This window comes from Polaribacter sp. Z014 (assembly GCF_023555435.1).
Classification (GTDB): Bacteria; Bacteroidota; Bacteroidia; order Flavobacteriales; family Flavobacteriaceae; genus Polaribacter.
Genome location: NZ_JALCZP010000006.1, coordinates 185058 through 201912 on the forward strand (window position 1 = coordinate 185058; position 16855 = coordinate 201912).

Genomic DNA, 16855 nt, shown 5'->3' on the forward strand with positions numbered 1-16855 from the left:
TTTTATTAAAAGTCTAAAGAGAGTCCGAATACAACTTTTGCAGCTGTAGGGTAAAAACCTCTATCTACACCAATAGAATTATAGTTAAAATTTCCAATTTCTGGATCTAATCCTTTGTAACCTGTAAAGGTGAAAAAGTCATCTAAGGAAACGTAAAATCTTAAATTGTTAATATGCATTTTTTTAATAGTGTTTTCTGGTAAAGAATATCCAAATTGAATTTGTTTAATTCTCATAAAAGAACCGTCTTCTACCATTAAATCAGTATCATAAGAAGAAATTACATTTGCCGCTCCAGGAAAACTAGCAACATCACCTGGTTGTGTCCATCTTTCATTAAAGAAATGTACAGGTTTGTTAGTAATTGGTCTAGATGGTTGATGGTAAGTAGCAATAATATCGTTACCAATAGTTCCTTGAAACTGTAAGTTAAAATCGAATTCTTTGTAGCCTAAACTGATGTTACCTCCAAATAAAACATCTGGATGAGGTGATCCTATATTTGTTTTATCAGCATTTGTAATACCACTTACTCCATCTGTATCTACTTTTATAACCTCTCCGGTTGCAGGGTCAATTCCATTCGTTTTATATCCGTAGAAATACCAAGAAGGTTGTCCTTCTGTAAATCTAGTAATTCCATCAGGATTTTGAGGAGCTCCAGCTCCAGCTAAAGAAGTGCCTTCTGGCACAAGTAAAATTTCTGTTACTTTATTTTGTAGAGTAGATAAGTTGGCATTAATGTTGTATCTTAATCCACTTTCTGTAGTATCACCATAGCCTAATTCAAATTCGAAACCTTTGTTTTCTATAGTACCAGAATTAAACTCGTTATAAATAAAACCAGATGAACCAGGTGTAATTAGTGAACCATCGTTAATAATAGCATCTCTAGTTGTTTTTTTGTAATAATCTGCAGAGAAAGTTAATCTGTTATCTAAAGTTCTTAAGTCTACACCTAAATCTAATTGTTCTGATGTTTCCCAAACTAAGTTAAGGTTAGAATATCCGGTAATTTGAGCACCCGTATTTCCTAAATAATCGAGACTTTGTCCGTTAATGGTAGAGGTAATATATGTTTTATCTGAGTTACCATTAAGATTACTTCTACTTCCGTTTTGCCCCCAACTTGCTCTAAATTTTAGATAATCTATTTTAGAATCTGCTGTCCAAAAATCTTCTTTAGAAACTACCCATCCTGTAGAAAATGCAGGGAAAGTACCCGCTTTGTTTGCTTCTGGAAATTTATCTGATTTATCTCTTCTAATAGAAGCTTCGAATAAATATTTGCCTAAATAATCATAAGAAAGTCTACCAAACATAGATACCATATTATCTGGAGAAGGATCTATTTGATTTATTTGTGTATTAAACTCTGGTAGGTCAAAGTTAAACCCTACAAAATCGGCAATAGCAGCAGAACCACTTCTAGACGTTGGTGTTTTAACTCTTGTTTCTTCTGCAGAATATCCTGCTAATAATTTAAAATTATGGTTACCAAATTCTTTTTCATAAGAGGCAAAATTTTCCCACAACCACCTTTTAGATTCTACAATTGTTTGAGAACCGGTATATGTTGTGTTTGCCGCTTCTGATGAAACATAATAAGGGTTCACCATATTTTTTGTGTCCCATTGATTTTTATCATACCCTAGTCTTGTTGTAAAAGAAAAGCCTTCAAAAGGTTTAAATTTTAAGTATGCAGAAGTTAAAAATTGATAAGAATCTACAGTAGTTTTATTGATGTCATTTGCATATGCTACAGGATTTACAACTTCTCCGGTAGAATAACTTGGATATCCATAGACGTTGCCATTACGGTCTTTTAATAAGGGAATGACAATATCAGTAACTCCATCTCCATCACTATCTATTAGATTTCTTTCAATTACAGATTGTGGAACTTGTCCATTAGCATATGTAAGAGGTGTTAATGGGTCTAAAATAAGTGCGTTTTGAATTACACCTCTTGTATCACTGTTTTCCTGAATACCTTTTTTATCGGATGAAGAATAGGTAGAATTAACACCAACTTCTAACCATTTAGCCACATCTCCTTTTAAGTTTACTCTAAATGTAGATCTTTTAAAAGAAGTACTTCCATCACCAACAATACCATCTTGGTCTAAATGAGATGCAGAAGTATAATAAGAAAATTTTTCTGTAGCTCCAGATAAGTTAATATCATTTCTATGCATAATAGCAGTAGAAAATGTTTCATCGATCCAATTAGTATCATATCCATTATCTGTAATACTAGTTAAACCAGCCTCATTCATATAAGTAACAAATTGTGAAGCATTCATTAACTCCATGTCTGTTTTTAGAAATTGAATACCAAATTGAGAATTAAAAGAGACTTGTAAACCTCCTTTTCGTCCTCTTTTTGTAGTTATAATAACTACTCCGTTTGCACCTTCTGTACCGTATATGGCAGCAGAAGCAGCATCTTTTAGGATTTCTATATTTGCAATATCTGACGGAGCAATATCTGAAATAGAAGAGGCTTTCATACCATCAACAATAAATAACGGTTCTGAATTTCCACTAGAACCCGCACCACGAATTCTTATTTTTGCACCAGAACCTGGGGATCCAGATGATGAAGATACAGTAACACCAGAAGTTCTACCTTGTAATACCGCTTCTACTCTCTGGTTAGAAGAACTTTTAATTTGTTTAGAATCAATACTAGAAATTGCTCCGGTAACCAAGCTTTTTTTCTTGCTACCATACCCAACTACTATTATTTCATCTAAAGATTCTAGATTGTCTTGTAATACTACATTAATTTTAGTTTGGTCTCCAACAAGAATTGTTTGAGAATCCATTCCTAAATAAGAAAAAACTAACTCATTGCTAGGAGATACATCAGATAGGGTATAATTACCTTCAAAATCTGCATTTGTACCTTTGACAGTTCCTTTAATTACAACTGATACTCCTGGTAAAGTGTTTCCTGCGGAATCAGTTACCTGACCAGTAATTGTCTTGTTTTGCGAAAAAACATTCTGCACACATAATATTAGGCATGCAATAATCGTGACTTTAAATTTTTTCATCATTCATATTAATTGGTTAATTAAAATACTTGTTTGTTTAACAGTGCAGAAACTATAGGTTAGAATTATATATTATTAAAAATCAATACTAATAGTAATAACATAATAATTACTAATAGTACTTCATATAATAGTTTTTTTCTGTTTTTTGTTTGTTTCATAACATTGTTGTACTATCCAAATGTATAGTAAGATATCTGCATTTTTTAAAACAAAAAATACAGCTTTTAGAACTTTTGTTGCTATTTAACCTTTATTTAACATAGATGCTACATTTAATTCATAGTGCGCAACAATTGTTTCATAGTGCTTATTAGGTAGTGGAAATTTAAGCAAAACTTAGGAAATACGAGTTGCGTAAAAAAAATGCATTTTTATTTAAAAATCCATGAGTTTTGCTAATTCAGAAATATAAACTAGCATATATATGTGCAAAGTTTTAAGAGATCCGAAATAATAAAAGCAATAAAATAATTAGAGTTTTAGAGGTAATAGACAAAGTGATTCTTTTTCATGATGTATTTCTAATTGATAAGTTCTCGATATAAAATTTCTGAAAAAAATACTCGAATTGAGAACCTCTTATTAATTGAACATGTAACATTTAGAATATGCTTAGTGCGTCTCTAGAAATTCCACGGATTTCTAGAGACGCACTAAGCAATTTTTTGTCTAAAAAAATCTTGAATTTTTGGTTATCCTATAAATTTAAATAGCGCAATGGTATTCTATTTGTTTTCCTTGAGATAATAATTTTGTAAGACAAAAAAGGCTTGCTTTTTCATACCTTGCTCCGAAATTAACCCTTTTCTATTAAAATCATCTTGAATTCTTCTTAAAGGACGTCTTGCAGAACGGAAGTCCATCAAAACCCAAGGAGATAAACCTGCCATAAAATCAATATTTCTCATCATTTCAATATTTGTTCTGTAAAGTTCTGCTTGGTATTCTTCTGTCCATCGTTCCTTTTCTTTACCATGCATACCAAATAATGCTCCACCACCAACTTCACTCATAATCATGGGTTTGTTATATGCACTAGCCCACTTTAGTTTAGAACAGGTTTCTACTGCCCCGGCATACCAACCGCAATAATTATTAATACCAATTACATCTACTATTTTTCCTAGAGGGTCCTCAATTAAGTTTCCATCATCTCCATAACCTTGCGTATCTAAAGCAGCTGTAATTAGTCGAGTGTTATCTAATTTTCTAGTTTGTTTTGCTAAATTTTCTATAAAAGACAATCGTGCTTCTCCTTCAGGCGTTTCATTTGCCATAGACCACAATATTACCGATGCCCGGTTTTTATCACGTGAAATCATCTCGGTAAGTTGATTCTTTGCATTCGCATAGGTATCTTTATTATCAAATTGAATGGTCCAATAAACTGGTATTTCCGACCAAATCATAAAACCCATCTTTTCAGCCTCCTTAACCATTGCTTCACTATGCGGATAATGAGCTAAACGTATAAAATTACAACCTAATTCTTTAGCCCATTGTAGCAATATTTTACATTCTTCTTTAGAAACTACCCGACCAGTTTTAAATGGGGCTTCTTCGTGAATGCTTATACCTTTTAGAAATATTTTTTTACCGTTTAATAAAATTTTAGAGCCATCTGTGGTTATTGTTCTAAAGCCAATGTTATCTGTTATTTTGTTGGTTAACGTTTTTAAAATAACTTTATATGTTTTTGGGTTTTTTGGTTCCCAAAGTGTGGGATTTGCTTTTATAGAGAATTTAGCTATTCCATTTTTTAGAACTGAATTTACTGACTTGTTGAGCTCGGGAATGCTCAAGTTAACCACATTACCATCTTTACCATTCTTAACGGATACCCAACCTTCAATTGTATTGGTGTTTCCTTTTGGTAACTGAATTAAATAATCAGTAATATGTGATTTTGGAGTTGTAATTAAATGTACCGACCTTGTAATACCTCCATAGTTCCACCAATCTTGATTTACTGTAGGTACATTCTCTAATTTTCTTTTGTTGTCTACTTTTACAACTATAAAATTATTGCCTTTTTTTAATTTATTAGTAATCTCAAATTGAAAAGGGGTGTAACCACCAACATGAGAACCAATGCGCTCTCCGTTAAGGTAAACGATAGCTTCGTAATTTACTGCTTCAAAATATAAATAGGTTAATTCATCATTGTTGGCTGTATAATTAAAGTCTTTTTTGTACCAAACGGTTCCTTCATAATAGTACAATTTATCCATTTGAGTATTCCAATCACCAGGAACCATTAATTGCAAACTAGTTTCAAAATTATATTCAATCAAGTCAGCTGGTGTTTGCATTTGTAAATTACTAAAGTATCCTTTCTCTTTAGGGAGTAATCTATGGTTATAATATCCATTTTCAAGTGGATCTACAATCATATCCCACATGCCATTTAATGACGTTTTTTCTCTAGAGTCAATATTCTGTAATAGCTTAGAAAACTCAGTTTCTTGGGCTGAAGAAAGAGTACTTATGCTTGTTAGTAAAACTAGTACTATGTTTTTAATTAGTTTCATATTAAGGTCTTATTAAGTTTTTTACTTATAATTTATTCAAGTTTTTAGCAAATTTTTTCATTTCTTCGGCAACAGAAATGGACTACTAAATTTTTGTATCTTTTTTAATCTCTATTTCAGAAGGTAAAACTCCAAAATGAGCTTTAAAACATTTAGAAAAATAAGAAGGAGAAGAAAAGCCAACTTTAAAACATGCTTCACTAATATTTCCTCTACCAGAATCTAGAATTTGTTTTGCTCTTTCTAACCTTATTTTTCTAATAAATTCATTTACTGTTTGTCCTGTAATGGCTTTTATTTTTCTATATAATTGACTTCTGCTTAGTTTTAATTGTGAAGCCAATTCTTCTACACTTAAATTAGAGTCAGAAATATTGTTGTTTATATAGTCTAGTAATTTTTGTATAAATTCTTTATCTATAGAGTTTGAGTTTATTTTTTCATCAGCACCACTAATTGCTCCAAAGAATTTATCGAAAATTAATTGCCTACTTGTTATTAATTGTGACAATCGAAGTTTTAATAATTTTAAATCAAAGGGTTTTACCATGTAGGCGTCTGCTCCGTTTTCTATACCTTCAATTCTGTTTTCTATAGTTGTTCTTGCTGTTAACATTAGTACAGGAACATGACTTGTTGATGCATCTGTTTTTATAGCTTTACAAAAAATAAATCCATCCATTTCTGGCATTACAATATCTGTAATAATAGCGTCTGGTAATGTCTCTTTAGCTGTTTTAAGACCTTCAATACCATTTGTAGCCACAAACACCTTATATTCTTTACTTAATTCTATTTTTAGATAATCTAATAACTCTAAATTATCTTCAACAATTAAAATTGTTTTGGTTTTATGCAAGACTGTTTCATCCGTAGAATGTACTCTCTTTTCAATAGGGTCAATTAACAAGAACTGTTCTTTGCTATTAACTCTTTTATCATTTTCATATATAATTTGATCTTCTGTGTAATGTGATTTACCTGTTGGTAATAAAATTTTAAAAGTGGTTCCAGATCCTACTTTACTTTCTACTTTAATATCTCCTTTATGAAGATAGACAAAACTTTTTACCACTTCTAAGCCAATACCAGTGCCGCCTATATATGTTTTGTTTTGGTCTTCTACTTGATAAAAACGTTCAAATATTTTTTCAACTTCTTGTTCATTTAATCCTGCACCTGTATCAGAAATTACTATTTCTATAACTTCTATAGGTTGTTTTTTATCAACCAACGGTAAAAGATATAATTTATGATTAGAAAATAAATCTATATTTATGGCACCTCCTTTTGGGGTTGCTTTAATAGCATTAGATAAAAGGTTGAATATAATTTTTTCTAACATCTTTTCATCTGCCCAAACACCCAAATCTGGTACATCTGAATCGATACTTAATAAAATGTTTTTATTGAGCGTTTCTTCTTGAAAATAGTTGGCGATATTTTTAGTAAATTCAATTAGATTAATTTTACTTGCCCTAATTTTCATTTTGTTATGTTCTAATTTTCTAATATCCATTAACTCATTAATTAGGCGATAGAGTCTGTTGGTGTTTTTGTAAATAATAGCAAGTTTATTATTAACACTTTGAGGTAGATCTAATTCTTTGTTACTAATAATATCTTTAATAGGATTGATAATTAAGGTTAAAGGAGTTCTAAATTCATGAGAAATATTTGTAAAAAATTGAAGTTTTTTTTGGTTTAATTCATCGTTTTGTGTCTGTAATAAACGTTCATTTTTTAGAATTTCTTTTTCTTTTATTCTTTTTTGAGTTAGGCTGTTTAATAGATAAATACAAAACATAAATATTAGAATATAACTTAATATTGCCCAATTCGTTTTCCACCATGGTGGAAGAATTTTAATATTTAATTCTAACGGAACTTCGTTCCAGACCCCATCATTATTAGATGCTTTAAGTTTAAAAACATAATCTCCATGATCTAAATTTGTATAAGTAGCACTTCTTTTATGACCAACATAGTTCCAGGTAGTTTCATAACCTTCTAGATAATAGGCATAGCTATTTTTTTCGGGTCTTGTATAATTTAACCCAGTATATTCTATTGTAAATACAGATTGCACATCAGATAGTATAATGCTTTTTGTTTCTGAGATTACTTTTTTTAAAGGAGAATTTTTAGTTTGTGGAATCACTTTCTCATTAAACAATTTAAAATCGGTTAAATGCAATGAGGGTAAACTAGCGTTTGTTTTTATTTCTTTAGGATTAAAATAATCTAAACCTTTAAAATCACCAAAATATAGTGTTCCTTTTTCATCTTTTAGTACAGCTCCAAAATTAAAATCATTAGATAATAAACCATCATTGGAGGTGTAGTTTGTAAACTTCTTATCTTTTAAACTTATTTTAGTTAAACCATTATTACCACTAACCCATATATTATGGTCTTCATCTTCAATTATAGCAGAAACGTTTTCTTCTTCTAAACCTATAGTTTTATTATACCAGGTAAAAGAATCTTCATTTTTGTTATATCTGCAAAGACCAGCACCTCTTGTTCCAATCCAAATAGTATTATCAGAAGATTCATAAATAGAAAGTATGTGATTTACATCAGATAAATTACCATAGGCCTCTTGCATTTTTGGTCCTAAAGCAACTATTTCAAATTTATTATTTCCAATATCTTTTACTTTAAACAAACCATCTGCTGTACCAACCCAAATAGTATCATCAGTAGAAACAAAGACTTTCATTATCTTACTATTTAAAGATTTGTGTTTAAGAAATTCTTTGGAGTCGTATTTTCTAAATTTATTGGTTTTTAGATTATAGGAGTGAAGCCCTTCAAAATAAGTAGCTATCCATATATTTCCTTTAGAATCTTCAGAAAAACTTCTAATTGTATTTGAGATAAATTTTGATGGGGTATTTGTTTTATTAAAGTTGATAAACTTTTTAGATCCATTTTTTAGAAGAAAAATTCCGTGATCCCAACTTGCAACCCATAAATTATTTTTAGAATCTAAAAATAAGTGAACAATATAATCTGAGTTTAGGCCAGAATATGGATTATTAGAATCTTTATTAATATGTGTTATTTTTGATGTTTTAGGGTTATAAACATCAATACCACCACCGTCTGTAGACAGCCATAAATTTCCTTTTTTATCTTTAACAATACTCGTTACAGAAGATAAGTTTAAAGAGTTGTTTTTGTTTGGTAAACACTCAATATTTTTAAATTTATCAAAAAGTTTATCGCTAACAGCAATACCGCTATTAAAATAACCCATCCAAATTCTATCATTTTTGTCTATAAATAGTTCCCAAATAGAATTATGTAATATGCTGTTTTTATCTATTTTACTAGAAACATAATTTTTAATTACTTCATTATTTTGGTCTAGATGAAAAAGCCCATCATTTTCAGTACCAATCATGATTGTATTATCTGATAACTGAATGATTTCCATAATTTTTTTATCAGTAAAATGGAACTGTTTTAAGCTTACAATATTATTATTTCTGTCATTTGTTAAGCCACATTTGTAAATGCCTTCATCCCTTTCAAAACCAATCCATAAATTATCATTGTTATCTAAAAATAAAACTTCAATAGATTGGTTAATTGTTTCTTTATTGTCTATAAATAACCTTGTTTGTATAAGTTTATTATTAATAAAATCGATCTCTTTTAGACCAAAATTGGTACCAACAAAAGTTTTGCCTTGTTTTGTGTGTTTAATGCTATGAATACTTAGATCTTGCGTAGAATTGTTTATTTTTTCACCTACTTTAAGTGTTTTAATATTTAATTTATATAAACCTTTTCTATTAGTACCAATCAATAAATTACCTAAAGAATCTTCTTCTATAGCTAAAATATTTTCTTTGTTATTATTATCTGTATCTAATTTTACTTTTATAAATTCATCTAAATCTCTATTGTAAAGATTTAAACCGTCTTCTGTACCAAACCAAAGCCGTTGTTTACTATCTATAAAAGAGCATTGTACAAGGTTGTTGCTTAAAGAATTAGTGTTTTCAAAATTAAACTTATAAGGTGTGTAATCTATGCCATCAAACTTGTAAACACCAGTGCCAGTAGTTCCAATCCAAATAAAACCCAAATGATCTTGAACAATACAAGAAACTCCTACTTTAGGAATGCCTTCTTTAATATTTACAAAATTATAATCTTTATAAGGTTTTTGAGCGTAAAAAGAGATGCATAAAAAAAGCAATATTAATGTAGGTAATTTTTTCATTAAATTAATAACTTTTTAGTGTATTGTAATATTACATTTTTAACTTAACTATTGCAAATAGATTCTATTTCCAATAAGGTTTTTTCTTTTGTTTTTTGCAATAAATTTATAGTAACCTTTTATGTCTTAAAGGTAATTTGCTTACTTAAAATTTAGTGCAACAAAATGAACATTTTATACAAGAGATGTTGTTTTAAGTACATAAAAAATTGTAAAAGTGTATGTTAGAACATCTGTAATAGAGTAGGTAAGAAGTAATTTTATTTCTTTAGTTATGTATGGTTTTATGGCGTTCCCTAAAAAGGTCGTGCTTTCATTACTCGCTTTTTTTTGTTTTTAGATACATCTAAAACAAAAAAAGAGCTCAAACATGCCATTCAATCACTAACGCAAATTATGTGTTAGCTATAGGTGTATTCTAAAAGTAAATAGACGGTTTGCGTTAGGGATTGCAGTGGCATCCTTTTTATGTTAAGTGGGTTTGTAATGCCTTTTATAAAGATTAGAAGTACTTGTATTAAGAGTTAGAAGTTATTATAAATACAACAGAAATAAAAAGATATAACGGAAAGCGCGACTTGGTCCTGAATGCCTTCAGGATAAAGAAACGCCCAAATTTTAACAAGCTCAAGACAAGCTTTTATGCAAACTTAATAGATTTAGAAGGCTGAATTTTAGTAATAATATAAGAAGGGATAATCAACATTAAAAAAGACATAATCAACGTGCCAATATTTAGCAATAAAATAGCTTTTAAAGAAATGTAAATTGGCATTGTGGTTACATAATAGGTTTCTGGATTTAGTGTAATTACCTTAAAGTAATACTGTATAAAAAGGATTGATAACCCAATAATATTTCCCCAGAAAAGTCCTTTTAAAATAAGGTAAGAAGCGTTGTATAAAAATATTTTTCTAATGCTAGTATTGCTACTTCCTAAGGCTTTTAAAATACCAATCATTTGTACGCGTTCTAAGATTAAAACGAGTAGGGCAGTAATCATATTTATACCGGCAACGAGAATCATAATGGCAATGATAAACCATACATTATTGTCAAAAAGTTCTATCCATTCAAACACAGAAGGGTAACTATCTATTATTGTTTTACTGTTTAAGGTTGCACCAATATTACTGTAAATTTCTTCTCCTTTTGCTTCAATGTGATCAAAATTATTTAAGATAATTTCAAAGCCACCAACTTCATTTTCTTTCCATTTGTTGAGGTTTTGTACCTCTCTGATATCACCAATCATCATAGATTTGTCAAATTCTGCAAAACCAGAATTATAGATTCCTACAATTGTATATTTTCTATTAGAAGGTAGTTTGCTGTTTGCCGTTTTTAAAAAAGTGGCTAAAATAATATCGTTTAATTTAAGGTGTAAACGATTTACAATGGTTTGTGATAATAAAACTTCTTTAGTTCTATCTTGGTTAAAATTGGGTGTTCTACCAGCTATCAAATATTCGTTGAAAAAAGTCCAATCATAATCAGTAGAAACTCCTTTAAAAATAATGCCTTCAAAGTCCGTTTCTGTTCTTAAAATTCCAGCCTTATTTGCAAAAACTTGTATATTTTTTATTCCTTCAATATTTTTAAACTTCGGATAAAAATCTTGGTTTTTATCAATAGGAACCGTAGAAACATCAGAATTATTGGCATCGTAATTGATTATTTGAACATGGCCTTTAAACCCAGCCATTTTATCGCGAATTTTATATTGCAGTCCAGCACCTGTTGCTACAGCAATTAGCATAATAATAATTCCTAACGCAATTGCTGTGATTGCAATTTTTATTATTGGCGACGAAATGCTATTTTTATACTTTTTACCGGCAATAATGCGTTTTGCAATAAATAACTCGTAATTCAAATTGATGATAGTTTTTAAACCTTTCAAAAGTACATATTTATTCTTATTTCTACTGCTGAATTTTCAGCTGATTTCTTGTGCACAAAGTTCTGGTGTAAAAGTTAAAAAGTTAAAAGTTGAAAAGGAAAAAACTGAAGCCTTAAAAATTAAAACAGGAGCAGAGCGTACCAATTTGTACTTGAACATGTTAAAAGGAAAAAATGTTGCAATTGTTGCAAACCAAACATCTGTGTTGTCTGTTTTAGAAAGGGCAGAAGTAGCGGCTAATGTTATGGGGTCTAAAAAAGTTACCCATCATTTGGTAGATTATTTACACAACTATAATGGCATAAACGTTAAAAAAGTTTTTGCACCAGAACATGGTTTTAGAGGAAAAGCAGATGCAGGTGAGGTTGTAAAAGATGGTTTTGATACTAAAACTGGCTTGCCAATCGTTTCTTTATATGGAAAAAATAAAAAGCCTTCTGCAGCACAATTAGCAGGAATTGATATTGTAGTTTTTGATATTCAGGATGTTGGCGCGCGTTTTTATACGTATATTTCTTCTTTGCATTATGTAATGGAGGCTTGTGCGGAACAGGGTATTCAAGTGATTTTATTAGACAGACCCAATCCCAACGGGCATTATATAGATGGTCCTGTTTTAGAACTAGCGCATTCATCTTTTGTGGGGATGCATAAAGTTCCGGTGGTATACGGAATGACTATTGGCGAATATGGCCAAATGATTAACGGAGAGAAATGGCTTAAAAATGGAATGCAGTGTAATTTAAAAGTAATTCCTTTAGAAAATTATACGCACCAAACGGAATATAGTTTGCCAATAAAACCATCACCGAATTTACCAAATGATAAAAGTATTAACCTATATCCTAGTTTGTGTTTTTTCGAAGGTACAAATGTTTCTGCAGGACGAGGAACAGCAATGCAGTTCCAAATTTATGGTTCTCCGTATTTAACAAAAAGCGAGTTTACTTTTACACCGCAAGCAAATGAAGGTGCTAAATATCCAAAGTTTAAAAATATATTATGTTACGGAGAAAATTTACAACAAACAGAGAATCTTAATAAATTAGATTTATCCTATTTAATAAAAGCATACCAACAGAATACCTCTAAAGAGTTTTTTAATAGTTTCTTTACTAAACTTGCAGGGACTAAAAAATTACAAGAACAAATTGTAAAGGGATTGTCTAAACAAGAGATTAGAAAAACTTGGAATAAGGATTTAGAAAATTTTAAAGTTGTTAGAAGTAAGTATTTAATTTATGATTAGAAAAAGGAATCTAATTCTATAGAATAGAAAAAGCTCGTAAGAAATTACGAGCTTTTTCTATTCTTATTAAAAGAAACTTATAGGTTAAGGTTGTAAGTTAATCCAACAGAATAGTTGGTAGATTTACCAATATTACGTCCATCAACAACAGCACTAAAACCTACACTTGCTCCTAATTCAGGAATAATGTTTTTATAAATAGTAGCACCTAATCTTGTATATTCTACTTTAGTTTCAGGAAAGTTATTACCAGTAAAACCAGCTCCACCAATATCTACTCCGTCTGTAGAAGCTAAATAATCTAACCAACCTTCTACATAAATTAAAGAACTAGCATACCCTATTTTAGTAGTTGCATAATAAGCATTTGGTACATCAAAATCAGCACCACCTACAGTATTGTCTGCATCACCTCTAAATTGGTAAGAATTTAAAAAGGTAGCAAAAAGACCCACATCGTTTTGTAAATGTAAACCAGCAGTTAAGTTGGTAGAAAATGTATTGTTACCAAGAGACAAAATTCCGTTTGCTTCGTAACCTGTAGGAATATCTACACTTAAACCAGTAATAACATCTAAGTTTACTTTTTCAAAATTAAAAGTATACGCATTGTATTTTAATCCGATAGAAATATCTTGAAAACCATCTTGTTTAGTAGTTCCGTTTAAAGGGTCTGCAATTCCATTTCCTTCAGCAGAAATATAAGGCGCATTTAAAACAACAGATAATTTGTTTGTAATACCGTATTTAGCGTATAAGCTATAAACGTTCTGATCAATTTCATTATGAGCAGGCACTGCATCCATTTTGGTTTCCCCAGCATAAAATTTTTCATAATTACTAGAGGTGTAAGAAGCTGTTACAGATAAATCTCCTTTTTTTGGAGTAAAACCATCTAATAATCCTTGAGCATTAGTTTGTGTTGTTAAAGCTAGTCCAAAAACCAATCCTAATACTATTTTACTTGTTTTCATTTTGTGTTTTTTAATAGTTAGGTTTCTTGGTCGAGTGCTAATTATTTAAATTACAAAATGAATTTTTTCTTTTCTGAAAAAGAAAAATGGTAAAGAAATTATTTTTTATTTCTAACTCTTTTTGAGTGTGTTATCAATTAAAAAAACGATTATTTTTTTTAATATTTTTTTTTTTTTTGAGGTTCATGTTTTTTGATTTTTTATTTGAAATAGGTTTTAGAGTTTTATCATTATAAAATTTGTAATTTTGAAAACTAGAAATAAGCTACTTAAAATAACTCTAGTAAAGCATGTACAAATCTATTGTAAGACCAATTTTCTTTTTATTCGATCCAGAAAAAATTCATTACTTCACTTTTTCGTTAGTCAAAAATCTTTGTAAAATTCCTTTTGTTTCTTCTATATTTAGAAGTTTATATGTTGTTGATGATAAACGATTAGAAAAGACGTTATTCGGAATTACCTTTAAGAACCCAGTCGGTTTGGCAGCAGGTTTCGATAAAAATGCTGTTTTGTATAACGAATTAGCAAATTTTGGTTTCGGATTTATAGAAATAGGAACCGTTACCCCAAAAGGGCAAGTTGGTAATCCTAAAAAAAGATTGTTTAGATTAAAAGATGATCAAGGAATTATAAACAGAATGGGTTTTAATAATGACGGAATGGAAGCTGCCATTAAAAACCTAAAAAAGAATAAAGGGCAAGTAATTATTGGTGGAAACATTGGTAAAAATACAGCAACTACTCCAGAAAATTATACACAAGATTATTGCGAAGTTTTTAAAGAATTACATCCGTATGTAGATTACTTTGTCTTAAATGTAAGTTGCCCAAATGTAGGTAGTCATGCAAAACTGAATGACAAAGACTATTTATTAGAATTAATTTCTGCTTGTCAGAAGCTTAATAATAAAGAAAAAGTACAAAAACCAATTTTATTAAAAATTGCTCCAGATTTAAATAATATCCAGTTAGATGAAATTATAGAATTGGTACATGAAACAAAAATTGATGGAGTAATTGCTTCTAACACATCTACAAACAGAGAAAACTTAAAAGTATCTAAAGAACGTTTAGCAGAAATTGGTAATGGCGGAGTAAGTGGGCAACCGGTAAAAAATCAAAGTACCGCTGTTATTAAATATTTGGCAGATACTTCTAATAAATCTTTTCCTATAATTGGAGTAGGAGGTATTCACTCAGAAAAAGATGCGTTAGAAAAAATAAATGCAGGAGCAGATTTAGTGCAAGTATACACTGGTTTTATTTATGAAGGTCCAGGTTTGGTAAAGCGAATAAACAAAGCAATTCTAAAACAATTTTAATATAGAAGTCTTATCATATAAAAGAGGTCTTACTTTCGTTAAAAACTCATTTTAGAAAAAACATAAGTTTATGATAGAAATATTAATCTCTTTCGCCTTTGCAACAGCTGTTTTATCTCTTTCCCCAGGTCCAGATAATATTTTCGTAATTACCCAGAGTATTGTAAACGGAACAAAATATGGTATTGCTACCGTTTTAGGGTTAATGTCTGGTTGTTTGGTGCATACCACACTGGTTGCTTTCGGAGTTTCGGCAATTATCAAAGAAAACGAAAGCCTTTTCTTTATCATAAAATTATTAGGCGCAAGTTATCTACTCTTTTTAGCGTACAAAGTGTATAAAAGTGACGCCAAAATAGTCTTGTCTAATACAAATATTCAAAAAGAGTCAGTATTTCAGCTATTCAAAAAAGGATTTATAATGAATGTATTAAATCCTAAAGTTGCTTTGTTCTTTTTAGCATTTTTTCCTCAGTTTTTGTTTTCTAAAACTATTTCAACCGTTATTCAGTTTTATACTTTAGGCGGTATTTTTATTCTAGTCTCTTTTTTAGTATTTGCTGGCATTGCCCTTTTATCAGGAAGTATTTCTAGTTACTTAAAAGAAAATGATAAAGTAGGCGTATATCTAAAATGGGGACAAGTAACCGTATTTATCTTCATTGCAATCATGATTTTGTTATAAGACTAATTAAATACATATATTAAAAAAGATTAATATTCTCTTTAGGGTGTTCCCTTTTTTTAGTCTATTATATAAAATTTACTGTTTTAGATAAGCATAATTATCAATTTAAAGAAGATTTAGAAAAAAGGTCGGGCTTTCCACTATATCTTTTTATATGCTTATTTCTGCTATCGCATCAATAATCATATAAAAAGGATGCCGTTTCAATCCCTAACACAGCTAATTTGCTAGCGTAATTGTCATTTCAAAAATACTACCTTATATATAGACAATTATCGATAAGCAAATAAAACCAATTTTGCAACAAACTTAATATACTGTCAGTTCAAGCGCTGTCGAGAACAAATTTATGTTTTCTATGTTGCTATGTGTTTAAAAATAATATTTCTAAACTCATTTTAAGCATTGCAACCCAATATAGATTACTATTATTTATATTTTTTGAAGGACGATCAAGAATAACGCGCTAATATATAAAGACACAAACAACTTCTTTAGAGCTAAAAAGCACGATTATTATAATAATGAAGTTTCTTTTTAAAAATAAAAGCCACTAGGTAAGCAGAAGAATTACAAAAAAAAGCAATAATAAAAGCAATAATACCTTCAAAATTCAATCTAGAACTTTTTCTTGTTTTAGATGGTGTATAGCTTAAATGAGGAGATTCTCTAAAAATAATCCTCAATCCTTTTATGAATCAAGAAATAACCTCAAAAAAACCTTCCTCATAAACCGCTAAAAACAAACCTCTTAAAACCGTATGTAAAATTAAATAAAAATAAACGTAAAAAAATAGTTGTCAGAATAAAAATGAGTTGTAAGTTTGCACCCGCTAACAGGAATAACACAGAGTTGGCAACGTTCATTGAGGAGTTGTAA

General features: G+C 29.7%; 8 protein-coding genes. 3 read left to right on the plus strand and 5 right to left on the minus strand.

Annotated elements, in window-relative coordinates; all coding sequences use genetic code 11:
* Positions 1 to 5: 5 nt before the first annotated feature.
* From MPF19_RS10060 to MPF19_RS10075, 4 genes are all read right to left on the minus strand, one after another.
* The gene (locus tag MPF19_RS10060; protein ID WP_249988118.1) at positions 6 to 3065 is read right to left on the minus strand and encodes a SusC/RagA family TonB-linked outer membrane protein; all 3060 of its coding nucleotides are present in this window, start codon (positions 3063 to 3065) and stop codon (positions 6 to 8) included.
* A 725-nt stretch (positions 3066 to 3790) separates the two neighbouring features.
* Complete coding sequence (locus MPF19_RS10065; RefSeq protein WP_249988120.1) at positions 3791 to 5596, minus strand: glycoside hydrolase family 2 protein; 1806 nt, start codon at positions 5594 to 5596, stop codon at positions 3791 to 3793.
* Positions 5597 to 5681: 85 nt separating this feature from the next.
* A complete protein-coding gene (locus MPF19_RS10070; RefSeq protein ID WP_249988122.1) occupies positions 5682 to 9836 on the minus strand; it encodes a hybrid sensor histidine kinase/response regulator transcription factor in 4155 nt (1384 codons plus the stop codon).
* Between the two features lie 640 nt (positions 9837 to 10476).
* The gene (locus MPF19_RS10075; protein ID WP_249988137.1) at positions 10477 to 11712 is read right to left on the minus strand and encodes an ABC transporter permease; all 1236 of its coding nucleotides are present in this window, start codon (positions 11710 to 11712) and stop codon (positions 10477 to 10479) included.
* A gap of 4 nt (positions 11713 to 11716) precedes the next feature.
* Between MPF19_RS10075 and MPF19_RS10080 the strand changes: the two genes are divergently transcribed.
* The gene (locus tag MPF19_RS10080) at positions 11717 to 12988 is read left to right on the plus strand and encodes an exo-beta-N-acetylmuramidase NamZ family protein (RefSeq protein ID WP_249988124.1); all 1272 of its coding nucleotides are present in this window, start codon (positions 11717 to 11719) and stop codon (positions 12986 to 12988) included.
* 77 nt (positions 12989 to 13065) lie between these two features.
* Here MPF19_RS10080 and MPF19_RS10085 read toward each other — a convergent pair whose 3' ends face one another.
* A complete protein-coding gene (locus MPF19_RS10085; RefSeq protein WP_249988126.1) occupies positions 13066 to 13962 on the minus strand; it encodes a transporter family protein in 897 nt (298 codons plus the stop codon).
* A 290-nt stretch (positions 13963 to 14252) separates the two neighbouring features.
* Here MPF19_RS10085 and MPF19_RS10090 point away from each other — a divergent pair, with 290 nt between their 5' ends.
* On the plus strand, positions 14253 to 15287 hold the full coding sequence (locus MPF19_RS10090; protein ID WP_249988128.1) for a quinone-dependent dihydroorotate dehydrogenase: 1035 nt from the start codon (positions 14253 to 14255) through the stop codon (positions 15285 to 15287).
* A 70-nt stretch (positions 15288 to 15357) separates the two neighbouring features.
* A complete protein-coding gene (locus MPF19_RS10095) occupies positions 15358 to 15972 on the plus strand; it encodes a LysE family translocator (RefSeq protein WP_249988130.1) in 615 nt (204 codons plus the stop codon).
* Positions 15973 to 16855: the final 883 nt, after the last annotated feature.